Below are 26,470 nucleotides of genomic sequence, written 5' to 3' on the forward strand. Positions count from 1 at the left end.
CAGGGTCAGGGCCGCTGCCGGCGCTATGGAACGGCGCAATGATGCGTGTGTCATGCAGCGATGCTATCCAGGGGTGCTGCAGGGATTGCAGGCGCTGCAATGGCTGCAGGGACCCGCCGGAGCCTTCCGGGGCCTTCCGGAAGGCCCCGGAAGGCTTCCGGGCCATGGGGGCCTCCGGGAACGCCCGCTCACCAAGTGACCGGCAGGTCCACCGGCCCCCGGATCAGCACCTCGGTCTGCCACCGCACCTCTGTCCGCGGCGTGGCCAACCGCATGGTGGGCAGGCGGCGGGCCAGGGTGGCCAGCAGCAGCTCCGACTCCATGCGGGCGAGCATGGGGCCCACGCAGAAGTGCGGCCCGTGCCCGAAGGCGACGTGCGGCGGGCCCTGGCGGTCCACGTCGATGCGGCCGGGATCGGGGTAGACCTGCTCGTCCCAGTTGGCCGCGACGTAGGAGACGTAGACGAACTCCCCCTGACGGACCAGGACGCCGCCCACTTCGACGTCCTCGGTGGCGATCCGGGGCTGCCCTACCCCGTGCTTGTGCGGGATCCACCGCAGCAACTCCTCCACCGCCTGCGGCACCAGCGCGGGTTCGGACTGCAGCCTGTCCATCAGCCCCTTCTCGGTGAGCAGCGTGTACACCATGTTGGAGGCGTTGTTGCGGACGGCGTGCCAGCCGTTGAGCCCCATGAGGGTGGCCAGCGCGAGGAGCTCCTCCTCGTCGATGCGGCCTTCGTCGACGGCCGCCACCATCGTGCTCATCAGGTCGTCCCGGGGCTCGGCCCGGCGCAGGGCGGCCAGTTCGCGGAAGTACGCCCTGGCCGCTTGCTGCACCTGCCTTGCGCGCTCGGCCGCCGCGTGGTCCGACGCCCTCGACAGCAGGGTCCGGGCCCAGTCGCGCACGCGGGTACGGTCGGCGGCCGGGATGCCGAGCAGCTCACTGATCACCGCCAGGGGGAACGGCGAGGTGACGTGGCGAATGACGTCGGCGGGCGGACCGGCTTCGAGCAATCCGTCGACCAGGCGGTCGAGGACGGCCTGGGCCCGAGGGCGCAGCTGGTCCATGCGGCGCTGGGTGAACGCGGGCGCCACCACCGCGCGTACCCGTGCGTGATCGGGCGGGTCCACGAAGCTGACGGCCCTGTCGAGCGGGATGAAGTGCTTGGTCATCTTCGGGATGGACCGCCCGATGATGTCCCGGCTGAACCGCCGGTCCGAGGTGACGAACCGCACGTCGGCGTGCCGGGTCACGAGCCAGCAGTCCCCGTCGCCGTGCGGGAGCCGGATCCGGGAAACCGGGGCGTCTTTCAGCGATTCCCAGAGAAAGGGATCGAATTCCAGTGCCGGTAGATCGGTGACGTCGTACAGCCGCGGACACTCCATGTCACATCCTCCTCTCCGTCATGGCTGCCCGCGGATTCCCCCGCCCTACACATCCGGCAGGAGTGACGCGCGCGTATCTCTTTTGCCGAGCGTGCAATTCAGACACTCGGGCACGCACGCCATCGGTGCATACATAAACCTGCACTACTTGTTCGTGCGTGCCCCGCCGGTTTCAGTCGGTTCCCCTTGGGCGCCGTCGTGCGACGCGTGCGTCGCTGCGCCTGCTGCGCCCTTTCCCTTTCCCCTGCCCTGTTTCTTACCGCGCTTACGACCCGGATCCGACCCGGACTTCTTCCGGAACAGCCCCATGCCCGCCTCCGCTTCGTCCTGCTCCGCCCCGTTCTCGTACGCTGCCAGCCTTCCTTCTCCTCGGGCGAGGAGGCTGCTCACAGCGGAATCCGCGACCAAGGGCCCCGGCCGCTCCGGCGCACCTCGTCAGTCACGGATTCCAGCAGCGCGCAACCGCCGGGACACCTCGTCCCAGGAGGGATCGACGGGAGCGGCGAGCTCCGGCGACGCGCCCACGCCGCGGTCCTTGAAGCCGCTGGACGTGGAGATGCAGACGACCGGCCCTTCCCGCTCCACCTCCTGCCCCGCACTGCGCAGGCCGGCCAGCCCCGCGGCGGCCGAGAGCTCCGCCCACAGGCCGTGGCCGGCCAGCTCCGCCTGGGCGGCCCGCATCTGCTCGTCGCTGACCAGCAGCGAGCTGCCGCCGCTGCCGCGCACGGCCAGTACGCCCCGGATGCTGCCGACCGCGCAGTCGATGCCGTACGCGTCAGAGTCGCCGACGTCGACCCGGGCGGCCGGGACCCCTTGGCGCAGGGCGGCGTGGAGCGGGCCGCCGAGGGCGGGCTCGCAGGCGTGGATGCGCGGGATGCTCTCCGCCAGGCCGAGCCGGTGCAGTTCCGTGAACCCCTTCCAGACGCCGAAGAGCAGTTCTCCGTAGCCGGTGGGCACGAACACCGCCGAGGGGACGCCGAGGTCGGCGAAGATCTCGTACGCGACGGTCTTGTAGCCCTCGGCGCCGAAGGGGTGACCGGTGTGGGTCACCGCGAGGTTGCTGACCGGGTGCAGGCCCGTGCGGTCGACAATGAGCCGCATCAGCGGCCAGCGGTCGGCAGCGGGCACGGGCAGGACCACCGCCCCGTAGGCGTTCAGGAAGGAAGCGACCGCGGGCGGCATGTCCGCGGACGCGAGCACGACGCAGCGCAGCCCGGCACGCGCCGCGTACGCGGCGGCGGACGCGCCGTGATTTCCGGAGGAGGCGACGACGATGCCGCTCGCCCCGACGCCGACGGCGGCGCTGGTGGTGACCCGGTTGAGCCGGTCCTTGTGACTCCATGTGGGGTTGCGGGATTCGTCCTTGACGAAGACACCGTCCCCGATGCCGATCAGCGGGGTGCCGCCTTCCCCGAGACCGGGCGCGAGCAGCGGGGGCAGCAGCGGGGCCCACCGGTTGTGACCGGCGCCGGGGGCGGTGCCGGAGCCGGCGCCGGTGAGCAGTGCCGAACTCACCTTGTCGTACGCGTAGTCCACCTCGAGCGGGTGGGCGATCGTGTCGGTGCTCGTGGTGGGGCACCCCGCGACCAGCGGCGGCCACAGCGGGTGGCGGACCTCCGGGTCCCCCAGGGATCGTTGGCCGGTGGCGAGCGAATCTCCTGCAGTCATCGACGTGGTCATGGCCGGGAGTCTAGAAGCCGTCGTCCGGCAGGGCAGGGGACAAGTCGGGCAACGGGTTTGCGAAGATGCCGCACAATGAGTGGAGCATCCGCCCGCAGCGCCGCGAGGGTGGCACTCCTTCGCTCACCACCTGTTCCGCGATGACGGCATGGCGGAGTTCAATGACTGCCTTGTAGCCGGGCCCGTGCCTGTGCCCGGTATCGCCCCGGCGTCGTCCCGAACTCCCTGTTGAAGGCGTGCGAGAGCGCGTACGGACTTCCGTAGCCGACGCGGCGGGCGACGGCGGTGAGCGTATCCGGGGTGTCGCGGAGCAGGGTGGCGGCGAAGGTCAGGCGCCACCACGTCAGGTACGCCATCGGCGGGCGGCCGACGACGGCGGTGAACCGGCGGGCCAGCGTGGGCCGGGAGACGCCCGCCGCGGCGGCCAGGCGCTCGTTGGTCCACGGCGCGGCCGGGTCCGCGTGCAGTGCGCGCAGGGCGGCGGCCGTCACGTCGTCGTTCAGCGCGCCGGGCCAGGCTCCGGTCGTGCTCTCGGCCATCCAGGAGCGGATCATGTAGACGAGGAGGAGGTCGAGGAGGCTCGGCAGAGCCGTGTACGCACCGGGCCGCCGTGCGTCCAGCTCGCCGCCCAGCAGGGCGATGGCGGCGCGGAGTTCGGGATGGCTGCCCGGGCTGCCCACGCGGTTCGGCAGGTGGACGACCTTCGGCAGTTCCGCCATCAGCGGGTGCATGCGGCTGCGGTCGAGCCGGTACTTCCCGCATAGCATCTCCACGTCGCTGTCGCCATCGCCTCGGCCGGTGCTGTCCTGCGCCGCGGGCTCGTCACGCCACTGCTCGAACGGCACCGCCTTCTCCACGGCACCCGCGTCGAGCGCGAAATCGGCGAGCACATGGCCCGTACCGTGCGGGAGCAGCACCGCGTCACCCGCGCCGAGGCGGACGGGGGAGCCTCCGTCGGCCAGCAGCCAGCAGGAGCCCTCAAGAACGACGTGGAACCCGGCCCCGTCGTACGACGGCATGCGTACGCACCAGCTCCCGCTCGCCCGTACCCGGTCGGAGAAGGGGCGCCCGAGGCGCATGGCGGAGAGTGCGTCGCTGACCACGTCCATGGCTGTCAGGGTATCGCCGAGGGCCATCAGGCTTGAGACGCTGACGTATCCAGGCGAGCAGAACAATCATTGAGAAGCTCAGATGCCTCTTCCTAGGGTCGGGGATATGAAGAGCGAGGATGCGCAGAGCGAAAACGTGCAGGATGTTCAGAGCCTGGTGCTCGGGGACGTCGAGGTCATCCGGGTAGTGGAGTGGCAGGGCCCGCTGCTGCCGGCCCGAGGCCTCGTCCCCGGATCCACCACCGAGACATGGAGGAACAACGAGGACTGGCTTGCGCCGGACCACTGGGAGCCGCACACCGACAGGGCGGTATCGGCGCTGCAGAGCTGGGTGCTGCGCAGCGGGGGGCGCACCGTCCTCGTCGACACCGGCGTGGGCAACGGGCGCGAGCGGCCCGACTCCCCGCACTTCCACCACTGGCAGGGCGACTTCCTCGGCCGGCTGGCACAGGCGGGCATCCACCCGGAGGACGTCGACGTTGTCGTCAACACCCACCTCCACGTCGATCACGTCGGCTGGAACACCACGAGCGCAGGCGCCGAGGGGGAGTGGACACCGACCTTCCCCAACGCCGAGTACCTCATCCCGGCCGCCGACGACTTCCACTACGGTCCGGACAACGGATACGGGAACGGGCTGCGGGAGGAGGACCGGCTGCTCTACGAGGACAGCATCGCGCCCATCCACAGGGCCGGCCGGGCCGTGCTGTGGGAAGGTGCCCACCGCATCGACGACCACCTCACGCTGGAGCCCGCACCCGGCCACACACCGGGCTCGTCCGTCCTACGACTCACCTCCGGGACCGACCGGGCCGTCTTCGTGGGCGACCTGCTGCACAGCCCGGTGCAGCTCCTCCACCCCTCCTGCAACAGCTGCTTCTGCCTCGACGAGGACCAGGCGGCGGCCAGCCGCCGCCGCATCCTGGAACGCTCCGCAGCCGAGCGCGAACTGGTCCTCCCCGCGCACCTCGGCGGCGCGGGCGCCATGGAAGTCCGCAAGGAGGGCGACGGGTTCGCTCTGGAGCGGTGGGCGGTCTACGACAAGGCGTAGACAAGGCGTAGCAGAAGGGGGACGGGGAAGAAGGCGGGAGGCGGCGGGGTCTCGGAGTGCGGCATGGGGACCCGGCCGGAAGTCATGCGCGGGCCCGGACGCCGAGTTCGGTGAGCAGGTTGCGGACGCGCTGTTCGATGTCGTCGCGGATCGGGCGGACCGCGTCGACGCCCTGGCCGGCCGGGTCGTCCAGCGTCCAGTCCAGGTAGCGCTTGCCGGGGAAGTACGGGCAGGCGTCGCCGCAGCCCATGGTGATGACCACGTCCGACGACTGCACCGCTTCCGTCGTGAGCACCTTGGGCGTCTCGGCCGAGATGTCGATGCCGACTTCCCGCATGGCCTCGACGACGGCGGGGTTGACGGTCGCGGCGGGGGCCGACCCGGCGGAGCGGACCTCGACGCGCCCCGCGCCGAGGTGGGTGAGGAAGGCCGCACCCATCTGGGAGCGCCCGGCGTTGTGGACGCAGACGAACAGCACCGAGGGCTTACGGGTTGCGGACATGGGCGGAGCCTTCCGGGGCGGCGGCCGACGGGCCGGTGGCGGGGTGGGGGAAGCAGCGGCGGCGGGCGGCCAGCGCGACGTGGACGAGGCCGATGAGGACGGGGACCTCGATGAGGGGGCCGACGACTCCGGCGAGAGCCTGGCCCGAGGTGGCGCCGAAGGTGGCGACGGCGACCGCGATGGCCAGCTCGAAGTTGTTGCCGGCGGCGGTGAACGCCAGCGTCGTCGCCCGCGGGTAGTCCAGGCCGACGGCGCGGCCCAGGGCCATGGATCCGGCCCACATGACGGCGAAGTAGACGAGCAGGGGCAGCGCGATCCGGGCGACGTCCCAGGGCCGCGAGGTGATCGCCTCGCCCTGGAGGGCGAAGAGCACGACGATCGTGAACAGCAGCCCGTAGAGGGCGAACGGGCCGATGCGGGGGACCAGCTTCGCCTCGTACCAGACGCGGCCCCTGGCCTTCTCGCCCAGGCGGCGCGTGAGGTAGCCGGCGGCGAGCGGGATGCCGAGGAAGATCAGCACGGAGCGGGCGATCTCCCACACGGATACGTCCAGCCCCGTGGCCTCCAGCCCGAGCAGGCCGGGCAGGACGGAGAGGTAGAACCAGCCGAGCGCGGAGAACGCGATCACCTGGAAGACGCTGTTGAGCGCGACCAGGACCGCGGCGGCCTCGCGGTCGCCGCAGGCCAGGTCGTTCCAGATGATCACCATGGCGATGCACCGGGCGAGACCCACGATGATCAGGCCCGTGCGGTACTCGGGCAGGTCCGGCAGGAACAGCCAGGCCAGGGCGAACATCACCGCCGGGCCGGCGACCCAGTTGATCACCAGCGACGGGATGAGGAGGCGGCGGTCGCGGGTGACCGTGTCGAGGCGGTCGTAGCGGACCTTGGCCAGCACCGGGTACATCATCACGAGCAGGCCGAGCGCGATTGGCAGCGAGACGCCGGTGACGGTGATCCTCGCCAGCGCGTCTCCCAGTCCGGGGACGAGGCGGCCCAGGCCGAGACCGGCGCCCATCGCGGCCAGGATCCACACCGCGAGGTAGCGGTCGAGGAAGGACAACCGGGCCGCCACGGGGGCGGTGCTCGCGCCGGTCACGAGAGAGCTTCGGCCGGCTCGGGCAGGGGCTGCCCGGCGGGGCGGGTGAGGATCCCGGCGAGACGGTCGGTCATCTCCGGCAGTAGCCGGTAGAACACCCACGTCCCGCGCCGCTCGGAGGCGATCAGCCCGGCCTCGCGCAGGAGCTTGAGGTGGTGGGAGATCGTCGGCTGGGACAGGTCGAACGCGGGGGTGAGGTCGCAGACGCACACCTCGCCGCCGGCCCGGGAGGCGATCATGGACAGCAGCCGGAGCCGGACCGGATCGCCCAGGGCCTTGAAGACCTTCGCCAGCTCGGCGGCCTGGTCCTCGGCCAGCGGGGCGGTCAGCAGGCCGGGGCAGCAGCCGTCGGGGCCGTCCTGCCCGAGCACCACGAATTCTTGATTCGACATGCCTCTATGTTGACGTCTGTCGATCCAGGGCGCAAGCTTGCATCGAAGGCAATCGATACAAGGTGATCGATGCCAGTGATTGATGCCGTGTGATCGATGCAGTGTGATCGACACAAGGGGATCTAGGAGGATCGCCATGTCCCGTATGCAGCTGGCCCTCAACGTCGCCGACCTCGAAGCGTCCGTGACCTTCTACTCCAAGCTCTTCGGCGTCGAACCGGCCAAGCGCCGGCCCGGCTACGCGAACTTCGCCATCGCCGAGCCGCCGCTGAAGCTCGTCCTCATCGAGGGCGACCCCGGCCAGGACACCCGCCTGGACCACCTCGGCGTCGAGGTCGACAGCACGGAAGCGGTCACGGCCGCCTCCGAGCGCCTCAAGGAATCCGGCCTGGCCACCTTCGAGGAGAACGACACCTCCTGCTGCTACGCCCTCCAGGACAAGGTCTGGGTCCACGGCCCCGGCCACGAACCCTGGGAGGTCTACGTCGTCAAGGCCGACGCCACCACCCTCGGCAAGAGCCCCCTGCAGGGCACCGGTGACGGCGACGCCTGCTGCGCAGGCACGGCAGCAGCCGACGACAGCGGAGCCGCCGCCGAAGCAGAGCCCGTCGTCGCCTGCGGCTGCGGCGCGTGATCCTGCACCCCGGCCCGGGCTGTTCCCCCCTCAACCGCTGATCGGCACCGTCTGCGGGACGTACGGACCTTCCGCGTGAACGCTCGGGCCGCCCGCCCACACCCCGGCCGGGAAGGGGGCGTGGCCGGGATTGGCTGTCCGGGGGAGAACCGGTCTTGCCCTCTAGATCGCAGCGGGGCTGGGATGGGCGTATGACCCATCAAGACCGGCGTACGCCGCGTGCCGTGCGACACGGCGCGGCCCTGAGCGCCACCGCCCTGGCGCTGCTGGCGACCACGCTCTCCCCTGCCGCGTACGCGGCTCCTTCGGCCCCGCCCACCGTGGTGGCGAGCGCATCCTTACCGGCCGCCGCCTCCCCCGTGGAGTGGAAGCCGTGCAGCGAGGGTTCCCCCGCTCCCGTTCAATGCGGCACGGTACGTGTTCCGCTGGATTGGAAGGAGCCGGCGGGGAGAACGATCGACCTCAAGGCCGCCCGGGTTCCCGCGCGTGACCGGGCCCACCGCGTCGGCGCACTCTTCTACAACCCCGGTGGCCCCGGCGGGCAGGGGGCGACGATGCTCCAGCACGGCGCCGCCGACATGCTGTTCCGGGGGCCGCTGCGGGAGCGGTTCGACATCGTCAGCCTCGACCCTCGGGGGACCGGCGGCAGTCAGGCCCTGGAATGCGGCCCGGTCCTCGACCCCGGCCAGGTCGTGTTCCCCAAGAGCCCCCGCGGGTACGAGGAGATGAAGCGGAACAGCCGGGCCCGTGGCGAGCGCTGTCTGGCCCGGCACGGCGACCTCGTCCGCAACGTCGACACCGTCTCCGTCGCCCGCGACATGGACGCCTTCCGCGCGGCGCTCGGCGAGGAGCGCATCAACTACCACGGCGTGTCCTACGGCACCTTTCTCGGCGCGACCTACGCCCAGTTGTTCCCGCACCGGATCCGGGCCATGGTGCTGGACGGCCCCGTCGACCACGCCACGGGCCCGGCCCGCTTCCTGCGCGAGGAAGCCGCCGCGATGGAGGGCGAGTTCGATCGCTTCGTCGCCTGGTGCGCGAAGGACAGCGCGTGCGCGCTGTACGGCGAGGACGCGGGCGCGGTGTACGACCGGGTCGTGGCGCGCGCCGACCGCACCCCGATCCCGGCGCCCGGCGCGAAGGTCGCAGCCGTCAACGGTGACTGGATCCGTATGGCCCTGCCCGAACAGCTCCTGCGGATGCGCCTGCTCGAGGACGCGATGGGCGTGAACGCCTGGGTCGAGCTGTCCGAGCGGCTGGCCGCCGCCGACCGCCGCAACGACGCCTCCGGCATCGTCGAGGGCGGAGGCTACGTCGGCAATCCGGACAGTCCGTACGCGGTCGTGTCCTGCCTGGACTTCCCACCGCAGTTCACCGGCTACGCCGACGCCGCGGCTCGGCTGGGCCGAGCCCGCAAGGTCGCCCCGCGCACGGGCGCGGCCGCGGAGGCGTGGATCATGTCCGCTTCCTGCGCGGACTGGCCCGTCAAGGCCACCAACCCGTGGCAGCCGACCATCGTCCGCGGAGCCCCGCCGATCCTCGTGGCCGCCAACACCCACGACCCCGCGACGCCGCTCCCGGGCGCCCGCCGCCTGGTCGGCCAGATCGCCGGCAGCCGGCTTCTGGTCACCGACGTGAACGGGCACGTCTCGTACTACAACTCCGCCTGCGCGCGGGAGCGCGAGACCGCGTACCTGATCAGCACCAAGCTGCCGGCACGGCTCACCTGCCGGGACTGACGGCGGGCACTCGGGCAACACCCATCTGCGGTAACCGGAGTCGTGGGGCCGGGGAAGCGCTGCTCTGATGGACACGGGTGGGCACGAACCCGTTCGGATGAGCAGGAGGCAAGGCATGATCGGTGGCCGGCGTGAGGACGAGTCCGGGAAGGCTGCCCGAGGTGAGCGGTCACCTGGGCTCGGGCAGGCGGATTCCCCTTCGCGTGAGGACGCGATGAGCAGGCGTCTGGCCGACTGGGAGGAGGAGGGAGGGGCGCTGCCCGAGCCTCAGCCCCGGTCGAAGGGGCCTGCTCATCGCAGCGAACGCAGCGAACGCAGCGGCCGCTGACGGGTTTCACCCCTCGTCCCGATTCGGCGTCCGCGCTCCCTCGCCCCTCGCCCTTCGCCCCTGGTGCCGCGGGTCGAGGCTCAGCCTCGGCCCCACAGGTCCACGGGCAAGGGGCTGCCCGTCTCCAGGTACGTCTTGAGGTTGGACAGGACGGTCGACCAGCCGCCTGCGGCCTGGCGCTTCTCGGCCTCGTCGCGGAGGTTCTCGTGGGTGACGGTGAGCCGGACGACGTCGCCGAGGGCCTTGATGTCGAAGGTGACCTTCGACGGCCCGTCGGGGCGCTCCTCTCCGGGGCCGGCCCAGGTGGTCACGAGGCGCTTGGGCGGATCGCTCTCCACCACGGTGCCGACCACGTCCGCCACGCCCGAACCGTCGGTGCGGACGTGCTCCCAGGAGGAGCCGACCTGCCAGTCGGAGACGTTGCTGTGGCCCCAGTAGGCGGCGGTCGCCCCGGCGTCGGTCAGGGCTTCCCAGACCTTCTCGGGCGTGGCGTGGATGTAGGTGGTGTAGACGAACGCGGGTTTGCTGCTCATGGCGGCCTCGGCTCTTTCCTTCAGCGCGCTCAGTGCCCGGAGGCGTGGGCGCTCGAACTTGTCGATCCACCGCTCCTGGATCTCGTGGAGCGGTACGGGGTTGAGGTAGTGGAGTTTTTCCCGGCCCCGCCTGACGGTGCTGACGAGGTTCGCGGCCTCCAGAAGGCCCAGGTGCTGTGTGGCGGACTGGCGTGACATCGCCAGGCTCTCGCACAGCTCACCCAGGGACTGGCCGTTGTTCTCGTGCAGCCGGTCGAGCAGGTACCTGCGGGTCGGGTCAGCCAAGGCCTTGAAGACCTTGTCCATATCGCTGCTCACCCCTCCATCATGCAGGCATTTACCTGCATGTCAGGCGGACGACGAACAGGAGCGCCGTCAGGGTGGCGAGTCCGGCCGCGGTGAGGGTGGCGCGCAGGCCGATCGTTCCGCCCAGCCAGCCGCCGAGGAGCGCGCCGAGGGCGGCGGTGCCGGTGACGAGGAAGCGGTAGCCGGCGTTGGTCCGTCCCAGGAGTTCGGGCGGTACGACGGTCTGCCGGAGGCTCACCACGTGGATGTTGCTGATGGCCATGCCCGCGCCGTTGAGCAGGAGCGCGATTGCGATCGCGACGACGGCCGTGGCGGCGGCGTGTCCGCCGTCTCCGCCGGCTCCGCTTCCGGTGCCGGCCCCGATCCCGCTGCCGCCGGCGATCGGGATCAGCAGTGGTGCGGCGCAGGCGAGTGCCGTCGTGGCCACGATGGTGCGGCCCAGCCCCCATCGGCGCGCGAGCCGTCCGGCCAGCACACTGCCCGCGAAGGCGCCGACTCCGCTCATCGCCAGCATCGTGCCCAGGAGGAGGGCGGAGAAGTGCAGTTCCCGGGAGATAGAGCACGAGGACGGCCCAGAACGCCTGGTTGAAGAGGTTGTAGGTGGCGGCTTCGCCGGCGATCGCGCGGAGGTGGCGGTGGCGGGCGAGCAGCTGTAGCCCCGCTCCGATACGGGTGAGGAGCGGGCCGGGATCGGTGGCGGAGGTGGCGGTGGTGCCGGTGGCGGAAGGGCCGGTGGCGGGGGTGGCGGGACCCGCCTCGGGGTGGCGGATGAACAGCAGGGCGACGGCGGAGGCGAGGTAGGTGAGGGCGTCCAGGAGCACGGCGGCGGGGGCGGTCGTCAGACCGACGATCAGGCCGCCGATCCCGGGGCCGCCCGTCTGGGCCATGGACCGGCTTCCCTCCAGCTTGCCGTTGCCCTCGATGAGTTGATCCCGTCCCACCAGGGAGGGCAGATAGGCCTGGTAGGCGAGGTCGAAGAACACGGTGAGGGTGGCGGCGGCGAAGACGATGGCGTCAGCGCCAGTACCGCCGCGCGGCCGAGGTGGGCCCCGATCATGACGGGCCGCCGCCGGCGCTGATCGACCCACGCCCCGGCGAGCAGCGTGAACAGCAGATAGGGCAGGAGCTGTGCGGCGTTGATCAGGCCCATCTGGAACGGGCCGGCGTCCAGGGCGGTGGCGGCGAGAAGGGGGATCGCCGGCATGGAGATCTGTGTGCCGAACATCGACAGGCTCTCGACACCCCAGAACTTCAGGAAGTCGGCGTCACGCCACAGTCCGCCGCGCTCGCGCGGTGTCAATCGGAATGCATCGACAGGAATAGATCGATCGGACTGGTCGATCGGACTGGAGAGGGGCGGTCATGCCGCAGCAGTCGGGAGTGCGGTCGCAGCCCGCATCGGCCCCGGGCGCACTGGAGGCCGTGCAGGACTTCTGCAACTCCCTGCATGTCGAACGGGGAACGGACACCTTGGCCGACCCCGCCACGGCTCCGGGCCGACTCCGGGACATCGGCTTGCCCGCCGAAGACGGCATCCGTGATGAGGAATTGGCGGAGCTGGTCCGGCTGCGTACGGCCCTGCGCGACCTGGTGCACACGGGGAGCGATACGGGAGCGAGGGCGCGCGCGGTCGAGTGCGTGGCGGAGGTGGCGGCCGGACTGCGCTATGCCCTCAGGGCGGACGGAGCCGGGCGGCTCGGCTTCGAGCCGGTCGGCACGTCGGCCGAACGGATCACCGGCCTGCTGCTGAGCCGGGTGCACGACGCCCAGCGGGACGGCACCTGGGAGCGGCTGAAGATCTGCCGCAGTGACGCGTGCGCATGGGTGTTCTACGACCACTCGCGCAACCACTCCGCCGTGTGGTGCGCGATGGGAGTGTGCGGGAACCGGCAGAAGGTCTCCCGCTATCGCGGCAAGCGATAGCGGTGGCGGCAACCGTGGCAGCCGAGGTAGCAGCGCTGCGTCGGCCTCGGACCGCTCAAGCCGCTTCGGCGCGGGCCTCGGCGTCGTCGATCCCCAGGGGGCGGCCCGCCCGGACCCAGAGGAGGTGGAGCGCCCCGGCGACGAGCAGCGTGGCGGTGAGGGAGAGCGTCGGCCAGCCGCGGAGGAGGTTCACCGCGAGGGTGAAGGCGACGGCGCCGGCGGCCGCACCGTTCAGCCACGCGAGGGCGGCCTTGCCTTCGGTGCGGGCGAAGCGGCTCATGGCCATGAGGCCGACGAGGAAGCTCACGAAGACGGCGACCGCGTAGAACAGCACGAGCTCCTGCTCCTTCCCGGCGGCGGCCACGACGATCACCCCGGCGGCGGCCACGTGCACGACCACGGCCCAGTACGGGGTGTGATGGCGGTTGGTCCGGCCGAAGGCCGCGGGCAGCACGCCGGGCCGCTCCGCCGTGCCCGCGAGCGCCTTGAAGAGTCCCGGACCGGCCTGGAAGGACGAGCTGGCCGCCGCGAGGAGCAGCAGGGAACTGGTCAGCTGGAACGCGCCGTACAGCCGGCCGGATCCGGCCGCGGCCCGGGCGATCTCGGCGATCTGGGTCGAGTCGTGGCCGGGGACGCCGATGCGCAGACGTACGGCCAGCAACGTCAGAGCCAGCGTCAGCCCGCCGACGATGACCAGGAGCAGGGCCAGCGTGCCCCGGCCGAAGCGCCGCCGCCGGGCGTCGTCGAGCTGGCCGAGCTGCGCGATCGCCGTCGAGGGCGCTTCGACTCCGGTGGCCAGGGCCATCGCCACGGGAAACGCCAGGACGACCGCCAGGGTCGCCGACCGGCCCGGATCGGTGGCGGCCGGCGCCTCCCCGACCGTGTGCGGCGAGACGAAACCGAGCACGAGCACGGCGACGGAGACCAGGACGAAGAGCAGCGTCATGACGGCGAACAGCAGCCTGCCGCCGTGCCCGAACCACGTCAGCCCCGCCACCACGAGCAGCAGGAGCAGCGCGAGCGGGATACGGAACGCCGCCAGCCCGGGGAAGAGCGCGATGACGGCGCTTGCGGCCGCGGCGATGGAGATCCCGATGGTGAGCACGAAGTCCACGACCAGCGCCCCGATCGGCACGAACGTCCACCGCGGCCCGAACGCCCGCCCGGCCGCGGCAGCAGCCCCGCCGCCCTGCGGGAACCGGCGCACCAGCTGCCAGTAGTTCGCGGTGACGACCACGACCAGGCCCACCACCAGGGCCATCGTCGGCAGGAGCAGGGCGAGGTCGCCGTGCAGCGCACGCAGCGCCGCTTCGATCGCGTACGCGACGGAGGACACCGGATCGGCGATCACGGCGAAGGAAAAGGCGAAGAAGAGGACCGGGCGGCGCGGCCCGCGGCGGCTGGCGGGGGCTGCTGTGACGGCGGCGGCAGGTGCGCCCGGCTCGGAGGAAGCGGTCATGGCGGGGGCCTTTCGCGGCGAGAGCCGGAACCCACGGACGGGGTGACGGTCATCCACCGCGGCGCCGAATGCCCGGGGCGCCGGCGCGGAGCCACGTCTCGCAGGCGACCGTCCGGGACAGCGACGTGAGGATGCGGGTCGTGGGGTGCAGGCCGAGGAGCGCTGCGCGCAAGGGTGCCGGGTCGATGAGTCCCATGCCGGCGAGCAGGGGGTCCTCGAAGAGGTCCAGGAGTTCGCTGCGATGGCGGCGCAGGGCGGCGTAGAAGTCGGCACTGTAGTCGCCCTTGGTGGTACGGGCCAGGAGCGGGTCCGGGACGATGCCGCGCATGGCAGCGGTCAGGACGGGTTTGGCGGCCGTGGGCGGGGGCCCGTGCGGGACCCGGTCGTGCAGGCGGACCGACAAGGCCGCGTTCATGACCGCATCGTCCAGGCACGGCGCGGCCAGGGGCAGTCCGGCCCGCCCGGTGGCCTGGTCGAGGCGGCGCACCGCGCTTCCCGTGGCCCGCGCGTACAGGATCGCCGCATGTTGCGCGCGCTGCCGGGCCAAGGGCTCGGCAGCGCCGTGGGTGGCCTCATGCGCCCGTGCCTCACTCGCCTCCTGCAGCAGTTCTCGTACGTATCGGACCGCCTCCGCAGTTGCCCACGGGGGCATCCGCAGCACCGGCCCCCATGTCAGGGAAGGGATGGGGGCGGAGGCGTCGGGCAGGGTGGTCAGTCGATCGGCGGCGCGCGTGAGCCAGCGCTGGTACGGGGTGTGCTCGGCGAGTGCGCGCAGCAACGGTACGAGCGGCTGCCGCAGCCGCAGGCGGTGGGCACGAATGCAGCCGGGTGCCTTGAACGGGTGCGCGCGGACCAGGTCGTGGAGGTAGCGCGGGGTGAGTGTGAACAGTTCGTCGCCGCCGTAGCCGGTCAGGTGCAGCCGGGAGCCCGCGGCGGTCATCCGCTGCGTGAGGTCCTCCAGGCGCGCCCTGTCGCGCACCCAGGTACCCGGCTCCTCCCACGGCGGGTACGAGCTGCCGTTCACCCCGGCGAACCACAGCGGGATCCGGTCCCGGCCGACCTGCTGGTGCTCTGCACCGGGCAGGGCGGCCACGGCGCGCCGCGTCCAGTCGGCGTCGTCGTTGCCGGGGTCGGTCGCCTCCCGGTGCACGGTGACCAGCCGGGCCGGGCCGCGGGCCGCCAGGAGGCACAAGCTGGTGGAGTCCAGCCCACCGGACAGGTCCGCGCTGACCGTGCCGCCGCCGGCGGTGCAGGAGTCGACGGCGGACGACAACGCGCCGCGTAGCGCGGCAGCTCCTTCCTGCAGGGGGAGGGACGGTTCGGGCGCCTGCCACCAACGCCGCACGACCGCCCGGCCGTCGGGCTCGATCAGCAGGCAGTGGTCAGGCGGCACAGCCATGACGCCCCGCCGGATGCTCATGCCGTCCAGCGAGTGAACCGCTCCGGCTGCCAGCAGCCGGGAAGCGAGCACCCTTTCGTCCACCGGGGCGCCGATCACCTCGGCCAGTACGTCGCAGCGGTCGGATGCCACCGTCACGCCGCCGACCCGGGCGTGAAAGACACGGCGGACCGCGGAAGCGCTGCCGCGGACCCGTCCTCGTCCCCCTGCCCAGGCCACCACCAGGTGGAAGCTTCCTGCCAGCCCGCCGACGATCCGCTCGACCGCATCCATGCCGTTCGCCTCGGCCAGGTGGGTCGCGCGGGAAGCAAGCCCTGTCGTGGTCACCGGACACCGCCCGATCACCGCCACACGTGCCGCTGCCGCACCGGCCCCGGTGCCCGCGACTGTCACATGACCGTCAGGCCAGCATCCGAGCAGCCACGGCCGGCCGGAGCCGTGCAGAACGACTCGATCGGCGGCTGGGCGCAGCGCACCGGCGGCCGTGCAGGCCGCTCGGCTGTCGGGCAGTACGGCGAACCACACGTCTTCCGGCATCAGTGATGCGTGCGCAGAGTGGTCCTGGTCCTACCTCCACCACCGCAGGCCTTCGCCGCCTTCCTCAAGGACGTTTCCCTCGAACCAGCCGAGTGTCAGGGCGGAGAAGTTCCCGACTTCGACCAGCGCCGGAGGCTCGTACACCGGCTCACGCGTGGGCGTCGGCTCATGCATCGGCTTGTGCATCGGCTCGTGCGCCGGCTTGTCGAAGCCGGGGGTCACGGATCGCGCTGCTTGGAGGTCCGCCATCGTCGGGCTCCCTTTTGTAATTCTGCAGTTCTGCAGTTTTGCAGTTGAAGGTGTTCGGCGTCGGCATCTCTACCCACGGGTGGCCTGAGCATCTACGCGTACCCTCCGGAGTCGGCGGCTCGCTGGCGCACGCGGCGCGCAGAGGGGCGCGTTGCCGGCACGGGTTCGGGTCATCCTGCGGCTACGGTTCGGCTCGCGTCGCGGTGACCGCCACCGTCACGTAAGGCATCGTGAAGCTGCCGCCCATGGCGTCGATAGCGGCTCCGACGTGTTCCAGCACCTCTGCCAGCTTGTCCGGGGGGAGCCCGGTGAGGGCGCCGTGGGTGGGCATCTGGTCCAGCCACGCGTCCCGCGTGCAGGACCACTCCCAGTCGAATCGCCACTGCTCCGGTGCGCCGAATCCGCCCGCTTCGCGGATTCCGTCGGAGGCTTTGGCGGACAGGGCCCGGTAGCCGTCCGGGGCGGGCTTCGCCGTCGCCCGGAGGGCGAACGGGGAGTCGGGCGCAACCCGTTGGTAGACCGCGGCGAAGGCTTCTGCCACCTCGGACGGAAGCAGGGGCACGTTCCAGAACGCTGCCAGCCGGCCGCCGGGCCGCAGCACCTGCGCGGCCTTGGCGGCTCCTGCGACCGGGTCGATCCAGTGCCAGGCCTGGCCGGAGACGACCGCATCGAATCGCCGCCCGGCCGGGTCCCAGGCCTCGAACGTCGCTACGTCGACGACGTCGAGCCCCCGTCGGCGCGCCAGTTCGGCCATCCGTGCGTCGGGCTCGACCCCGGTGACTTTGCAGCCGGCCGCCTGGAACTGCCGGGCCGCGATGCCGGTGCCGCAGCCGACGTCGAGGATGTCGAGGGGGTCGAGGACGTCTGGGTTGTTGAGGACATCTAGGTCATCAAGGGCGTCAATCGCATCAAAGGCATCGGGGGCGCCAACGCCGGGCCCGGCGGCGGCGATCCGCTCCACCAGCGCTTCGGGATAGCGGGGCCGGGCCCGGTCGTAGCGTTCGGCGTCCGAGCCGAACGACTCCGCTGCCTGACGATACTGATGGGGCTCGTGCTCGGAAGGGCGCGAGTGCCCCGGAGGTAGAGTGGGCATGCGCCCACTATGAATGGGCGGTCGCCCACTCGTCAACGAGCGGGACAGGCAAGGGAAAAAGGGAAAAGCGGTACAGGTGAGGGAAAGAGGGATCGCGGTATGCCGACAGGTGTAGCCATGCGCGACGCGCGAGAGCAGCTGTTCGACGCCGCCGAGCGCATCCTGCTACGGGACGGGCCGAACGCCCTGACCGGCCGGGCAGTCACCACCGAGGCGGGCTGCGCCAAGGGCGTCCTCCACCGGCACTTCGCCGACTTCGACGCCTTCCTCGCCGACCTCGTCCTGGACCGCATCGCCCGCATCGACGACCAGGGCACCGTCCTGCGCGCCGCCGCCGGTACCGGCACCGTCGCCGGCAACCTCACCGGCGCGCTGACGGACCTGTTCGGCTCGGTCGCCGTGGCGATCGTCTCCCTCGTCACCTTCCGGGACGACCTCCGCGACCGGCTGCGCCGCACCAGCCCGTCCGGCATCCCGGTCCTGACGGAAGCCACGGCCATGCTCGCCTCGTACCTGATGGCCGAGCGCGAACTCGGCCGCGTCGCGCCCGACGCGGACGTCGACACGCTCGCCCCCACGCTGATCGGAGCCGGCCACCTGCTGTTCGCCGACCGCAAGGCCGCTCCGCCGGACGCCGAAGCCGTCCGCACGCTCGTGACCTCGGTCATCGCCGGAGCGGTGGATGTCGGAGTGGTGGATGTCGGAGTGGTGGATGCCGGAGTGGGGGAGGCTGGGGTGATGGAGACCGGGGTGGCGGAGGGCTGAGCGGTGAGGGAGCGCCGCCCCGCTACGGCTTCTGCGGTGCGGGGCGGTGGGCAACGGCGAGGACGATCTTGCCGGTGGTGCGGCCGGTTTCGCCCAAGCTGTGGGCCTGAGCCGCCTGTTCGAGCGGGAGGACCGTGTCGACGATCACCCGCAGGCGGCCGTCCTCGACCAGTGCGCTGATCTCGCGCAGCCCCTGCTGGTCGGGCTCGACGAGCATGAAGACCGCCCGTACCCCGGCTTCCTCGGCCTGGCGGGTGGGGAAGGTGTCGTCCAATGGGAGAATCGAGACGAGCAAGCCTCCCCGGCGCAGGGTGCGCAGGGAGCGCGCCCAGTTGGGGCCGCCGATGCTGTCGAGGACGACGTCGACGTCGCGAACGGTGCCGGCGACGTCCTGGGTGCGGTAGTCGACGACCTCGTCGGCGCCGAGCGTGCGCAGCAGGTCGTGCTTGGCGGCGCTTGCGGTGGCGATGACGTACGCGCCGAGCGCCTTGGCGATCTGCACGGCCAAGTGGCCGACGCCGCCTGCCGCAGCGTGGATCAGGACGCGCTGCCCGGGCCGTACGCGAGCGGTGTCGACCAGGGCCTGCCACGCGGTGAGCGAGGCCAGCGGCAGGGCGCCGGCCCGGATGTGGTCGAGGCCGTGCGGGCGCGGGGCGAAGTGGCGGGCCGGTGCGGTGACGTACTCGGCGTACGCGCCCGCCGGGTGCGGGAAGCGCGGCATCCCGAACACCTCGTCGCCGGGCCGGAAGATCGTCACCCCCGCGCCGACGGCTTCGACGACTCCGGACACGTCGAAGCCGAGGGTGAACGGCGGCAGCGCTCCCGAGGCGAACGCGCCGCGCTCGCGGGTCTTCCAGTCGGCGGGGTTCACGCCCGCCGCGTGCACACGGACGAGGATCTCGCCGCGGCCCGGCTCAGGGCGGTCCGTCTCGACGACCTTCAGGACGTCGGGGCCTCCGGCCCGGTCCTGGGAAACGGCGCGCATGGTTGCGGGGGTGGTGAGGGGGTGGGACATGAAGGGTTCCTTCTCAGGGGCGTACGGGGTTCTCGTGCCGGTGGTGCCAGTGGTGCCAGTGGTGCCGGTGGTGCCGGTGGTGCCGGGTGGTGCCGGTGCACGGCTGGGCGCGGCACGCCCCAAGGCTGCCCCCTCGGCAAATCCCCTGGTGGCGGCGTGATGGCCACGTCATGAAAGGATCCGGCCATGCACCACGTAGGCGTCCTGGCCCTGGACGGCGTCGTCCCCTTCGAGCTCGGCATTCCCGCCCGCATCTTCAACGCCGCCCGTGACGGCGACGGCAAGCCGCTCTACTCCGTGACGACGTGCAGCCTGGACGGCGGCCCCGTGCGTGCCGATGCCGACTACGACCTCGCCGTCTCCCACGACGCCTCCCTGCTGGCGACCGTGGATACCGTCGTCGTCCCGCCCTCCCACCGGCTGGGGGCGATACGGGAAGAAGGCCGGCTGCCCGGGCCGCTGCGCGATGCCCTGGCCGCCGTCCGCCCCGGCACGAGGATCGTCGCGATCTGCACCGGCACCTACGTCCTGGCCGCGGCGGGACTCCTCGACGGGCGTCCCGCCACCACGCACTGGCGCGAGGCCGACCGATTGCAGCGCATGTTCACCACCACCCGCATCGACCCCGGCGTCCTGTACGTGGACGACGGCGACATCCTCACCTCCGCCGGAGTCGCCGCGGGCATCGACCTGTGCCTGCACATCGTCCGCCTCGACCACGGCAGCCACGTGGCCAACGAGGTCGCCCGCTCCTGCGTCGTACCGCCCTGGCGCGACGGCGGCCAGGCCCAGTACATCCGCCGCCCCGTCCCCGCCCCGTCCGAGGGCAGCACCGCGGCCACCCGGGCCTGGGCCGCGCAGCACCTGGCCGAACCGCTCACGCTGTCCGGCCTCGCCGCCCACGCCAACATGAGCGTGCGCACCTTCAGCCGCCGCTTCCGCGACGAAGCCGGCAGCACGCCGGGCCAGTGGCTGACCCGGCAGCGCGTCGACCTCGCACGGCACTTCCTGGAGACGACCGACTGGCCCGTCGACCTGGTCGCCCTCCGGTCCGGATTCGGCACCGGTGCCTCCCTGCGCCAGCACCTCCGCACGGCGATCGGTGTCAGCCCCCAGGCGTACCGCCGCACGTTCCGCTCCGGGCGGACGGTCGCCTGACGTCGGGAACGGCGGCGAGCGAATCGCAACCTTCCCCGGACGGAAGGCGCAGCGGCCGCCGGCCCTACGCCACCGGCACGGCGATGTCGCACACCTCTGTTGCCGAGCCGGCCGATGCCCAGTCGGCGAAGTAGACCTCCCGGCCGGGCCCGGTCTCGCCGCCGCCGTTCGTCTCGATCCACCGGTACACCGCGTCGTACGCCGAGAGGATCTGCGGGTACTCCACCTGCGCCTTGGTGAGCGTGGTGTACGCCTCGCGGTGGGCCGGCTCGGTCCGGACGGCCGTGCCGGCCTCCGCCGCCTCCGGGCCCCGGAGCGGATCGATGGGTACGCAGAGCTCCACCGGCCCGTCGCTGTCCTCGTTGACCTCGCCGTGGTAGACGACGAACGGCGCCGCGACCACGCCCCCGTAGGCCCTGGCCTCCTCCTCAAGGCGCGTGCAGGTCTCCGGGATCCATACCGACAGGTCCTCCGGCCGGACGTGGCGCTGCTCGACGAGCACCACCTGCTCCGGCACGTCACGTTGCCTGATCTCGTACTTGTCCATGCCTTCCGTCCCTCCTGACAACTGGATGCGAAGGTGGACGGCGAGCTCCCGCTGCGCGGCGACGCGCCGCTCGACGCCTTCCCAGTACGCGGCGACCAGGCCGGCCGCTTCCGGCTCCGGCGCGGCCAGCACCTCCGCGATGCGGGCGAGCGGCATGTCCAGGCCGCGCAGCCGCACGATCAGCCGCGCGGCGGCCAGCCGGCTCTGCCGGTAGTACCGGTAGCCGGTCATCGCGTCGACCCGGTCCGGGGTCAGCAGCCCTTGCCGGTCGTACACGCGCAGGGCCTTGGGCGAGAGCCGGGCACGGCGCGCGAACACGCCGATGCTCAGCAAGGGGTCGTCGTCCTCCATGCCGGACACTCTCCGGTCTGCCCCTGGGTCAAGGTCAAGACAGGCTGACGACGTGACACGGTGCGCTTTGCGTGGCCCTGCCTCACGGACCCGTGTGGAGGAACGGGGCCCAGACGCCCGGTTCGTAGGGATGCTCGGACCGTAGCGACCGCACCGCGTGGTGGAGGGCTTCGGCGGCGTGGGCGGGGTTGATGATGCCGTCGGTGATCAACTGTTCGTAGACGGCGCCGGTGAGGCGGGCGGCCGGGGCGTCGTGGACGTTCCAGAGGGTGGCGATGACGTTCCGGTACCCCGCCAGCTGGAGCGCGGACGCCAGGTGAATGCCTTCGTCGGGCACCTGTCCCCCTCCGAGGCCCGTCCGGCAGGCGGACAGGAAGGCGAGCTCGCCGCCCGGATCGAGGTCCAGGTTCGCGAGGTCGTGCACGGTCAGTACGGCGTCGTGCAGGCGCAGGCCGCCCCGGGTCGGGTCGCCGAGGTCCTGCGTCCCGTGCCCCGAGAAGTGGAACCAGCGGTGGGTCCGCAGCAGGCTGCGCACCCTCTCCCGGGTGGCCTGCGAGCCTTCCAGCCGTAGCGGGGCGGGGGCCAGTAGCCCTCCCAGCAGCGAGGCTTCCTGTCCCGGTCCCTCGAGACGCGGGGCCCCGGGCGTCTCGCCCAGAGAGACCAGCAGCATGCCGCCGTCCTCCCGGCGTGCCGGCGGCAGCGGCCTCCGCGCGTGCTCCAGTGCGGCCAGGGTCAGTGTGTACGAGGACACGACCCGGTCCAGGACCGACCGGCCGGGGTGTTCGTACGGGTTGAGGCCGGCTGCGTGCAGCGGCAGCAGGCCCAAGGGCCCGGTGGGGCACCACCAGACGCGTGGCCAGGCCATGCCGGCGCCCGGGGCGCTCGCGTGGCCCAGGCGGAGCAGGACGGGTTCCGCGACGCTGCGCCAGAGCCAGGCCAGCACCTCGCCGATGCGCTCCTCCGCGGCGAGGGCACGCGGTCCACTGCGGGCCGCGGCCCGCTCCGTTACGGCCGTCAGGTAGGCCGCCGCCTGCTGCTCGGCCTCCTGGAAGGTGGTGGCCAGCGGTAGCGGGTCGACGCGGTCGGCGTGGACGAGGAGCGCGTCGCAGCGGTGCCGGCTGAGGTTCACGATCACGACCGGACCGCGGTCGGCGGCACGGCTCAGACGCTCGAAGGGGACGGGGCGCAGGAAGTCGGCACACCCCGGGAGGCCGCGCGCCCGGTCGACCAGGAGGTCGAACTCCTTCGCCAGGGCTGCTCGGTCTTCGTGGCCGAGCGGTGCGGTGGTGGCGGGGGAGACCGGGCGGTCCAGGGCCCGGCGGACGCGTTCCAGCCGCTCGCCGAGCCCGGGGTCGGCCGCACGGAGGACCGTGAGGTCGCTGCGCCGCTGCAGGACGTGGCCCCACAGCACGGCCCGGCCTTGTTCGAGCAGCTCGACCGCGTACGTGGGCCGCTGCACCTCCAGGGCGCAGGCCGCGGCGTCACAGGCGAGACCGGCGAAGAAGTGCGCTTGAAACGCCTGATCGCCGAAGTCGAGGCCGGGCCAGGCCAGCCGGGGCGCCAGGTCGATGGCGAGGCGGTAGCCGGCCAGGCTCGCGGCCGGGTCGGGCCGGGGGAGGTCCAGCGCGAGGCCGGCCCAGGAACGGGCTGCGCGGAGTCGTGTCGCGGTCTGGGCCGCGGGCAGTTCGGCGGACCGGCGCATGGCGGTGAGGGCGTGTTCGAGGTCGGCTGGGTTGGTGTTGTTGGTGTTGTTGCTGGTGCCCCTGCTACCGCCGACAGCAACGGCGTAATGGCGCATCATCAACGCGACCCCGAGGTTGTGCAGGAACAGACCGTGGTCGGGGTGGTCCTCGGGCGTGGCCTCGACCGCCCGGCTCACCGTGAGGACGGTCTCGTCCGGATCGCCGGGGTCTCCGCTGATCTCCATGCGCGCTACGAGAGCGCGCGCGAGCCCCGATTGGTACAGGCCGCGTCTGGGATGACCCTCGGGAGTGGCCGCCACGGCTGCTCGCCCGGCGGTTACGGCGGCCTCCAGGTCCTGCGGGTCGCGGGTGTGCGGGTACCGGGAGGACAGGGCGAGGCAAAGGCTCGACTGGTACATGGCGTGATGGGGGTCGTCCTCGGGTGTGGCCGCCACGGCCGTACGTCCTGCAGCGACGGCCTCGTCCAGACACGCGAGCTCGCCATGGCGCTCGAACTGCCGTTGCAGGGCCGTGACCAGGCTGTTCCGGCAGACGCTACGGGCGGGATGCCCCTCGGGGATCGCCGCCTCCCCCTGCCGCAGCAGCCGCACGGACTCGTCCAGGTCGGCCAGTGCGCCCGAGACCTCGAACCGGGCCAGCAGGAAGCCGCCCAGGTTCGCCAGGCGCGGCCCCCGCAGAGGGTCGTCCGGACGGCTCTCCTCCAGAGCCTGCCGCCCGAGGCCGACGGCCTCGTCCAACTCGTCTCTCACGCCGGTGCGCTCGAAGCGGCGGAAGAGGGACAAGGCCATATTGGCCCGCGTCATCGGGAGATCCGGCGAGCCCGGCGGAATGCACGCCACCGCCCGGCGGTCGAGGTCAATGGCCTCGTCCACGTCGGCGAGGTCGCCCTTGTGCTCGAAACGGCTGCACAGGCAGTGGGCCAGGGCGGAGAGCGCCGAGCTGCGCTGCGGGTGGTCCGCGGGGATCGCCGCCACGGCATCCCGCGCGGCCCCGATCGCCTCGTCGAGGTCGCTCAGTGAACCCGTGCGCTCGCAGCGCATGGACAGCGCGGCGGCGAGGCCGGACAGCGCCAGGGCCCGGTTCGGATCACTTGCGCTTGTGCCTGTTCCTACGTCTGTGCCTACGCCTGTGGCTGCGTCTACGGAAGTGGCCGCCACGGTCTCACGGGCAACGGAGATCGCCTCGTCCAGCGGCCCGGAGGACCCCGTGTGCTCGAACCAGGCGATGAGGGTCCCGCCGAGGCCGGAGAGCACCAGCGCGCGGTCCGCGTGACCGGCGGTGAGGGCCGCCACGGCCCGATGACCGTAGTCGACGGCCTCCGTCAGCGCTGCCGGGTCGCCCGTGTGCGCGAACCGGGTCCGTAATGCCTGCCCGAGGAGGGACATCAGGAGCGGATCCCGGGCCCCGGGCGGTCGAGGGACATCGTGCCGGCCGGGTTCGACAGCCGTGTGGTGCCGCAGGATGCCGACGGCCTCGTCGACGTCGTCCGCCGACCCGGTCCGTTCGAACCGGGTCAGCAGCGCCTTGCCGAGGTCGTAGACGCGGTCGGGGTGCTCGTCGGCGGTCGCCGACACCGCGGCGCGCAGCATCTCGACGGTGCCGTCCAGCATGAACGACGGAAGGCCCCGCATCACGTCCTCGTCGGGAACCAGCATCGGGTACAGCCCACCGGGCACCAGCTCCGGCGCGTGGGTGAAGAGCATGGTGAAGAGCGTCCGGGCGAGGAACAGCTCGTTCTGGTCGGGCCCGGCCTCCGGCGTTCCCAGAGCCCGGGCGCGGAACAGGCGCAGGACGGCGAGGGCCGTCACCGCGGGGACCGGCCAGTCGCCGTTCGGCAGGGTGGCCTCGGACAGGAGATCCATCTCCCGGTCGACTTCCGGACCGACGACTTCAGCGGCGTCTCCCGTCCGGTCGTAGCGCTGGACGCGCTCGAAGGCCCGTCCGACGAGCCCGTCATCCCCTTCCAACCGCTGCTCCCCTCCCCTCTCGTCGCCGGACTGGAATCCTGCGGGAAACCTGCCGGAAACCTGCCGGAATCCTCGCACGCACAGACCACCCGTCTATGCTGAATGCCGCCTATCGGCAGGTGAGTTGGGTTTGCGCAGGAGAGAGGGGAAAAGGTGGACGAACGTTCGGCGCTGGGTGAGCTGTGCCGCCTGCTGCCGGAAATACGCGACCTGTGGAGCGGTTCCCGGCTCGAACTTCTCGAACAAGGCGTCACCGGGCTGCGCGCCCGCACCGCCTCCGCCCTCGACGTCTGCGCGCAGGTCGGCATTCCCCTTCCGCACGCGCGCCGCGGCCCGGACGATTACAGTCCGCTGCCCGGACTGGAACAGCCTCGTATCCCCGTCAGCACGTACGAATGCCCTCGGCGGTCGTGCTCGCGGCGCGAAGAGCGCGACGCGGACGGGCGAGTTCCGGCATGCGTGCTCTTCGAGGCGCCGTTGCGCCTGCGTCCGCGCCCCGCCGGCGGCTGAGGGATGAGGAGAAGGAGCGGGCCGTGGGCGGATTCCTGACCCACCTGGCCGACAAACTGGCGGAGAAGTGGCTCAGCCTGCTGGTCCTGCCGGGCCTGCTCTTCCTCGCCACGGCGTCCTGCGCCCACGTGTTGCCCCACAGCGACCCGTTCGGCCACCGACCCGTGACCACCGCCCTGCGCGACCTCGGGCCGAGCCTGCGTGACCCGGCCCCAGCCCTCGTGGTCCTCACGCTGGCCGGCCTACTGCTCGCAGCGGCCGGGGTGGGCCTGACCGCGCGCTGCCTGGCGATCCTCGTTCAGTGGGTGTGGGCCGGTCCCTGGCCGTCCTGGGCCGGTCCGCTCGACCTGGCGCTCACCCGCAGGCGCCGCAGCCGAGCCGAACGTTCCCCCGCGCCCCCGGCCGTCACCCGCTACCTCCCCGCCCGCCCCACCTGGATCGCGGACCGTCTGCGGCTGGTCGATGACCGCGTACACGCCGAGTACGGACTGCGCATCGCCCTCCTGTGGCCACGACTGTGGCTCGCCCTCACACCGGAGCAGCGAGCCCCGATCGAGGCGGCCCGCGTGGCGTTCGCCGACGCGGCCGCCCTCACCGCATGGGGCCTGCTGTACCTGCCCCTCGGGCTCGCCTGGTGGCCGGCCGCCCTGATCGGGCTCGTGGCCGTGGGGGCAGGCGTCCACCGAGGTCGAAGCGGCGCGGCGTCGTTCGCCGATCTGACCGAGGCGAGCGTCGACGTCAACCAACAGCTGATCGCCGACCTCTTCGGTCGCACACCGCAGGACGGACGTATCACTCCGGACGATGGCGCGCGCATCAACGACCAGCTCAACAAAGGCGCTTGAGGAATGGCGTGGGGAACGGGCGTGAGGAATGTGTGTGAAGAACGGTCCGAGGAACGGCTGAGCGAACGACTTGAGGTGCCGCTTGAGGCGCCGCTTGATGTATCGGGCGGAGGATCTATGGCCCCGACGGCTTGAACAGGGCCCGAGTGCATCGCGTTCCGGACACAAGCAGCCGACCGATACCACCCCAC

24 protein-coding genes are annotated in these 26,470 nt (G+C 72.0%); 8 read left to right on the plus strand and 16 right to left on the minus strand.

What is annotated here, in order from left to right:
- Nucleotides 1-188: 188 nt before the first annotated feature.
- The 3 genes from V7793_RS03845 to V7793_RS03855 form a co-directional block, all read right to left on the minus strand.
- Nucleotides 189-1,385, minus strand: coding sequence for a cytochrome P450 (locus V7793_RS03845; protein ID WP_335581459.1), 1,197 nt, complete (start codon nucleotides 1,383-1,385; stop codon nucleotides 189-191).
- A gap of 435 nt (nucleotides 1,386-1,820) precedes the next feature.
- A complete protein-coding gene (locus tag V7793_RS03850) occupies nucleotides 1,821-3,065 on the minus strand; it encodes a threonine synthase (RefSeq protein ID WP_335581460.1) in 1,245 nt (414 codons plus the stop codon).
- Between the two features lie 158 nt (nucleotides 3,066-3,223).
- The gene (locus V7793_RS03855) at nucleotides 3,224-4,174 is read right to left on the minus strand and encodes an AraC family transcriptional regulator (RefSeq protein WP_335581461.1); all 951 of its coding nucleotides are present in this window, start codon (nucleotides 4,172-4,174) and stop codon (nucleotides 3,224-3,226) included.
- A gap of 106 nt (nucleotides 4,175-4,280) precedes the next feature.
- On the opposite strand from V7793_RS03855, the gene V7793_RS03860 reads away from it, so the two are divergent.
- Nucleotides 4,281-5,225: an MBL fold metallo-hydrolase gene (locus V7793_RS03860; protein ID WP_335581462.1), complete on the plus strand. Its 945-nt coding sequence runs from the start codon at nucleotides 4,281-4,283 to the stop codon at nucleotides 5,223-5,225.
- An 82-nt stretch (nucleotides 5,226-5,307) separates the two neighbouring features.
- On the opposite strand, the gene V7793_RS03865 is transcribed toward V7793_RS03860, so the two are convergent.
- From V7793_RS03865 to V7793_RS03875, 3 genes are read right to left on the minus strand one after another with little or no spacing between them, the layout of a single operon-like run.
- Nucleotides 5,308-5,727 (minus strand): arsenate reductase ArsC, encoded by a 420-nt coding sequence (locus V7793_RS03865; protein ID WP_335581463.1) that lies wholly within the window; start codon nucleotides 5,725-5,727, stop codon nucleotides 5,308-5,310.
- Entirely contained in the window at nucleotides 5,711-6,826 is a 1,116-nt protein-coding gene (gene arsB, locus V7793_RS03870; RefSeq protein WP_335581464.1) for an ACR3 family arsenite efflux transporter, read from the minus strand. Before arsB ends, V7793_RS03865 begins: the two co-directional genes overlap by 17 nt.
- A complete protein-coding gene (locus V7793_RS03875) occupies nucleotides 6,823-7,218 on the minus strand; it encodes an ArsR/SmtB family transcription factor (RefSeq protein ID WP_335581465.1) in 396 nt (131 codons plus the stop codon). The genes arsB and V7793_RS03875 overlap by 4 nt, the downstream gene beginning before the upstream one ends.
- 136 nt (nucleotides 7,219-7,354) lie before the next feature.
- On the opposite strand from V7793_RS03875, the gene V7793_RS03880 reads away from it, so the two are divergent.
- Nucleotides 7,355-7,852 carry an ArsI/CadI family heavy metal resistance metalloenzyme gene (locus V7793_RS03880; protein WP_335581466.1) on the plus strand — a complete coding sequence of 166 codons (498 nt, stop codon included), beginning with the start codon at nucleotides 7,355-7,357 and terminating at the stop codon, nucleotides 7,850-7,852.
- 191 nt (nucleotides 7,853-8,043) lie between these two features.
- Nucleotides 8,044-9,591, plus strand: coding sequence for an alpha/beta hydrolase (locus V7793_RS03885; RefSeq protein ID WP_335581467.1), 1,548 nt, complete (start codon nucleotides 8,044-8,046; stop codon nucleotides 9,589-9,591).
- Nucleotides 9,592-9,999: 408 nt separating this feature from the next.
- Here V7793_RS03885 and V7793_RS03890 read toward each other — a convergent pair whose 3' ends face one another.
- From V7793_RS03890 to V7793_RS03900, 3 genes are all read right to left on the minus strand, one after another.
- The gene (locus V7793_RS03890; protein ID WP_335581510.1) at nucleotides 10,000-10,758 is read right to left on the minus strand and encodes an ArsR/SmtB family transcription factor; all 759 of its coding nucleotides are present in this window, start codon (nucleotides 10,756-10,758) and stop codon (nucleotides 10,000-10,002) included.
- Nucleotides 10,759-10,789: 31 nt separating this feature from the next.
- On the minus strand, nucleotides 10,790-11,449 hold the full coding sequence (locus V7793_RS03895) for an MFS transporter (RefSeq protein WP_335581511.1): 660 nt from the start codon (nucleotides 11,447-11,449) through the stop codon (nucleotides 10,790-10,792).
- Between the two features lie 159 nt (nucleotides 11,450-11,608).
- Nucleotides 11,609-12,058, minus strand: a complete 450-nt coding sequence (locus V7793_RS03900; protein WP_335581468.1) for an MFS transporter — start codon at nucleotides 12,056-12,058, stop codon at nucleotides 11,609-11,611.
- 62 nt (nucleotides 12,059-12,120) lie between these two features.
- On the opposite strand from V7793_RS03900, the gene V7793_RS03905 reads away from it, so the two are divergent.
- The gene (locus V7793_RS03905) at nucleotides 12,121-12,681 is read left to right on the plus strand and encodes a CGNR zinc finger domain-containing protein (RefSeq protein WP_335581469.1); all 561 of its coding nucleotides are present in this window, start codon (nucleotides 12,121-12,123) and stop codon (nucleotides 12,679-12,681) included.
- 55 nt (nucleotides 12,682-12,736) lie between these two features.
- On the opposite strand, the gene V7793_RS03910 is transcribed toward V7793_RS03905, so the two are convergent.
- The 4 genes from V7793_RS03910 to V7793_RS03925 form a co-directional block, all read right to left on the minus strand.
- The gene (locus tag V7793_RS03910; RefSeq protein WP_335581470.1) at nucleotides 12,737-14,140 is read right to left on the minus strand and encodes an amino acid permease; all 1,404 of its coding nucleotides are present in this window, start codon (nucleotides 14,138-14,140) and stop codon (nucleotides 12,737-12,739) included.
- Nucleotides 14,141-14,189: 49 nt separating this feature from the next.
- A complete protein-coding gene (locus V7793_RS03915; RefSeq protein ID WP_335581471.1) occupies nucleotides 14,190-15,866 on the minus strand; it encodes an asparagine synthase-related protein in 1,677 nt (558 codons plus the stop codon).
- A gap of 240 nt (nucleotides 15,867-16,106) precedes the next feature.
- The gene (locus V7793_RS03920) at nucleotides 16,107-16,325 is read right to left on the minus strand and encodes a lasso RiPP family leader peptide-containing protein (RefSeq protein WP_335581472.1); all 219 of its coding nucleotides are present in this window, start codon (nucleotides 16,323-16,325) and stop codon (nucleotides 16,107-16,109) included.
- A gap of 181 nt (nucleotides 16,326-16,506) precedes the next feature.
- Nucleotides 16,507-17,418, minus strand: a complete 912-nt coding sequence (locus V7793_RS03925) for a class I SAM-dependent methyltransferase (protein WP_335581473.1) — start codon at nucleotides 17,416-17,418, stop codon at nucleotides 16,507-16,509.
- Nucleotides 17,419-17,517: 99 nt separating this feature from the next.
- Between V7793_RS03925 and V7793_RS03930 the strand changes: the two genes are divergently transcribed.
- Entirely contained in the window at nucleotides 17,518-18,183 is a 666-nt protein-coding gene (locus V7793_RS03930; RefSeq protein ID WP_335581474.1) for a TetR/AcrR family transcriptional regulator, read from the plus strand.
- 22 nt (nucleotides 18,184-18,205) lie between these two features.
- Here V7793_RS03930 and V7793_RS03935 read toward each other — a convergent pair whose 3' ends face one another.
- Entirely contained in the window at nucleotides 18,206-19,198 is a 993-nt protein-coding gene (locus V7793_RS03935; protein ID WP_335581475.1) for an NADP-dependent oxidoreductase, read from the minus strand.
- A 186-nt stretch (nucleotides 19,199-19,384) separates the two neighbouring features.
- Between V7793_RS03935 and V7793_RS03940 the strand changes: the two genes are divergently transcribed.
- Nucleotides 19,385-20,356, plus strand: a complete 972-nt coding sequence (locus tag V7793_RS03940) for a GlxA family transcriptional regulator (protein WP_335581476.1) — start codon at nucleotides 19,385-19,387, stop codon at nucleotides 20,354-20,356.
- Nucleotides 20,357-20,420: 64 nt separating this feature from the next.
- Here V7793_RS03940 and V7793_RS03945 read toward each other — a convergent pair whose 3' ends face one another.
- Nucleotides 20,421-21,254 carry a MerR family transcriptional regulator gene (locus V7793_RS03945; RefSeq protein WP_335581477.1) on the minus strand — a complete coding sequence of 278 codons (834 nt, stop codon included), beginning with the start codon at nucleotides 21,252-21,254 and terminating at the stop codon, nucleotides 20,421-20,423.
- An 82-nt stretch (nucleotides 21,255-21,336) separates the two neighbouring features.
- A complete protein-coding gene (locus V7793_RS03950; protein WP_335581478.1) occupies nucleotides 21,337-24,924 on the minus strand; it encodes a CHAT domain-containing protein in 3,588 nt (1,195 codons plus the stop codon).
- Between the two features lie 153 nt (nucleotides 24,925-25,077).
- Here V7793_RS03950 and V7793_RS03955 point away from each other — a divergent pair, with 153 nt between their 5' ends.
- Both V7793_RS03955 and V7793_RS03960 read left to right on the plus strand, forming a co-directional pair.
- Nucleotides 25,078-25,434 (plus strand): hypothetical protein, encoded by a 357-nt coding sequence (locus V7793_RS03955; RefSeq protein ID WP_335581479.1) that lies wholly within the window; start codon nucleotides 25,078-25,080, stop codon nucleotides 25,432-25,434.
- A 23-nt stretch (nucleotides 25,435-25,457) separates the two neighbouring features.
- Nucleotides 25,458-26,279, plus strand: a complete 822-nt coding sequence (locus V7793_RS03960) for a hypothetical protein (protein WP_335581480.1) — start codon at nucleotides 25,458-25,460, stop codon at nucleotides 26,277-26,279.
- The last annotated feature ends 191 nt before the right edge of the window (nucleotides 26,280-26,470 follow it).

The sequence above is a fragment of the Streptomyces sp. KLMMK genome, assembly GCF_036961605.1.
In the GTDB taxonomy this organism is placed as follows: Bacteria; Actinomycetota; Actinomycetes; order Streptomycetales; family Streptomycetaceae; genus Streptomyces; species Streptomyces telluris.

What these genes read in the sequence shown, in the direction of transcription:
- V7793_RS03845 (WP_335581459.1), bottom strand. Translation starts at nt 1,385, where the DNA reads ATGGAGTGTCCGCGGCTGTACGACGTCACCGATCTACCGGCACTGGAA.
- V7793_RS03850 (WP_335581460.1), bottom strand. Translation starts at nt 3,065, where the DNA reads ATGACCACGTCGATGACTGCAGGAGATTCGCTCGCCACCGGCCAACGA.
- V7793_RS03855 (WP_335581461.1), bottom strand. Translation starts at nt 4,174, where the DNA reads ATGGACGTGGTCAGCGACGCACTCTCCGCCATGCGCCTCGGGCGCCCC.
- V7793_RS03860 (WP_335581462.1), top strand. Translation starts at nt 4,281, where the DNA reads ATGAAGAGCGAGGATGCGCAGAGCGAAAACGTGCAGGATGTTCAGAGC.
- V7793_RS03865 (WP_335581463.1), bottom strand. Translation starts at nt 5,727, where the DNA reads ATGTCCGCAACCCGTAAGCCCTCGGTGCTGTTCGTCTGCGTCCACAAC.
- V7793_RS03875 (WP_335581465.1), bottom strand. Translation starts at nt 7,218, where the DNA reads ATGTCGAATCAAGAATTCGTGGTGCTCGGGCAGGACGGCCCCGACGGC.
- V7793_RS03880 (WP_335581466.1), top strand. Translation starts at nt 7,355, where the DNA reads ATGTCCCGTATGCAGCTGGCCCTCAACGTCGCCGACCTCGAAGCGTCC.
- V7793_RS03885 (WP_335581467.1), top strand. Translation starts at nt 8,044, where the DNA reads ATGACCCATCAAGACCGGCGTACGCCGCGTGCCGTGCGACACGGCGCG.
- V7793_RS03890 (WP_335581510.1), bottom strand. Translation starts at nt 10,758, where the DNA reads ATGGACAAGGTCTTCAAGGCCTTGGCTGACCCGACCCGCAGGTACCTG.
- V7793_RS03905 (WP_335581469.1), top strand. Translation starts at nt 12,121, where the DNA reads ATGCCGCAGCAGTCGGGAGTGCGGTCGCAGCCCGCATCGGCCCCGGGC.
- V7793_RS03910 (WP_335581470.1), bottom strand. Translation starts at nt 14,140, where the DNA reads ATGACCGCTTCCTCCGAGCCGGGCGCACCTGCCGCCGCCGTCACAGCA.
- V7793_RS03920 (WP_335581472.1), bottom strand. Translation starts at nt 16,325, where the DNA reads ATGGCGGACCTCCAAGCAGCGCGATCCGTGACCCCCGGCTTCGACAAG.
- V7793_RS03925 (WP_335581473.1), bottom strand. Translation starts at nt 17,418, where the DNA reads ATGCCCACTCTACCTCCGGGGCACTCGCGCCCTTCCGAGCACGAGCCC.
- V7793_RS03930 (WP_335581474.1), top strand. Translation starts at nt 17,518, where the DNA reads ATGCCGACAGGTGTAGCCATGCGCGACGCGCGAGAGCAGCTGTTCGAC.
- V7793_RS03935 (WP_335581475.1), bottom strand. Translation starts at nt 19,198, where the DNA reads ATGTCCCACCCCCTCACCACCCCCGCAACCATGCGCGCCGTTTCCCAG.
- V7793_RS03940 (WP_335581476.1), top strand. Translation starts at nt 19,385, where the DNA reads ATGCACCACGTAGGCGTCCTGGCCCTGGACGGCGTCGTCCCCTTCGAG.
- V7793_RS03945 (WP_335581477.1), bottom strand. Translation starts at nt 21,254, where the DNA reads ATGGAGGACGACGACCCCTTGCTGAGCATCGGCGTGTTCGCGCGCCGT.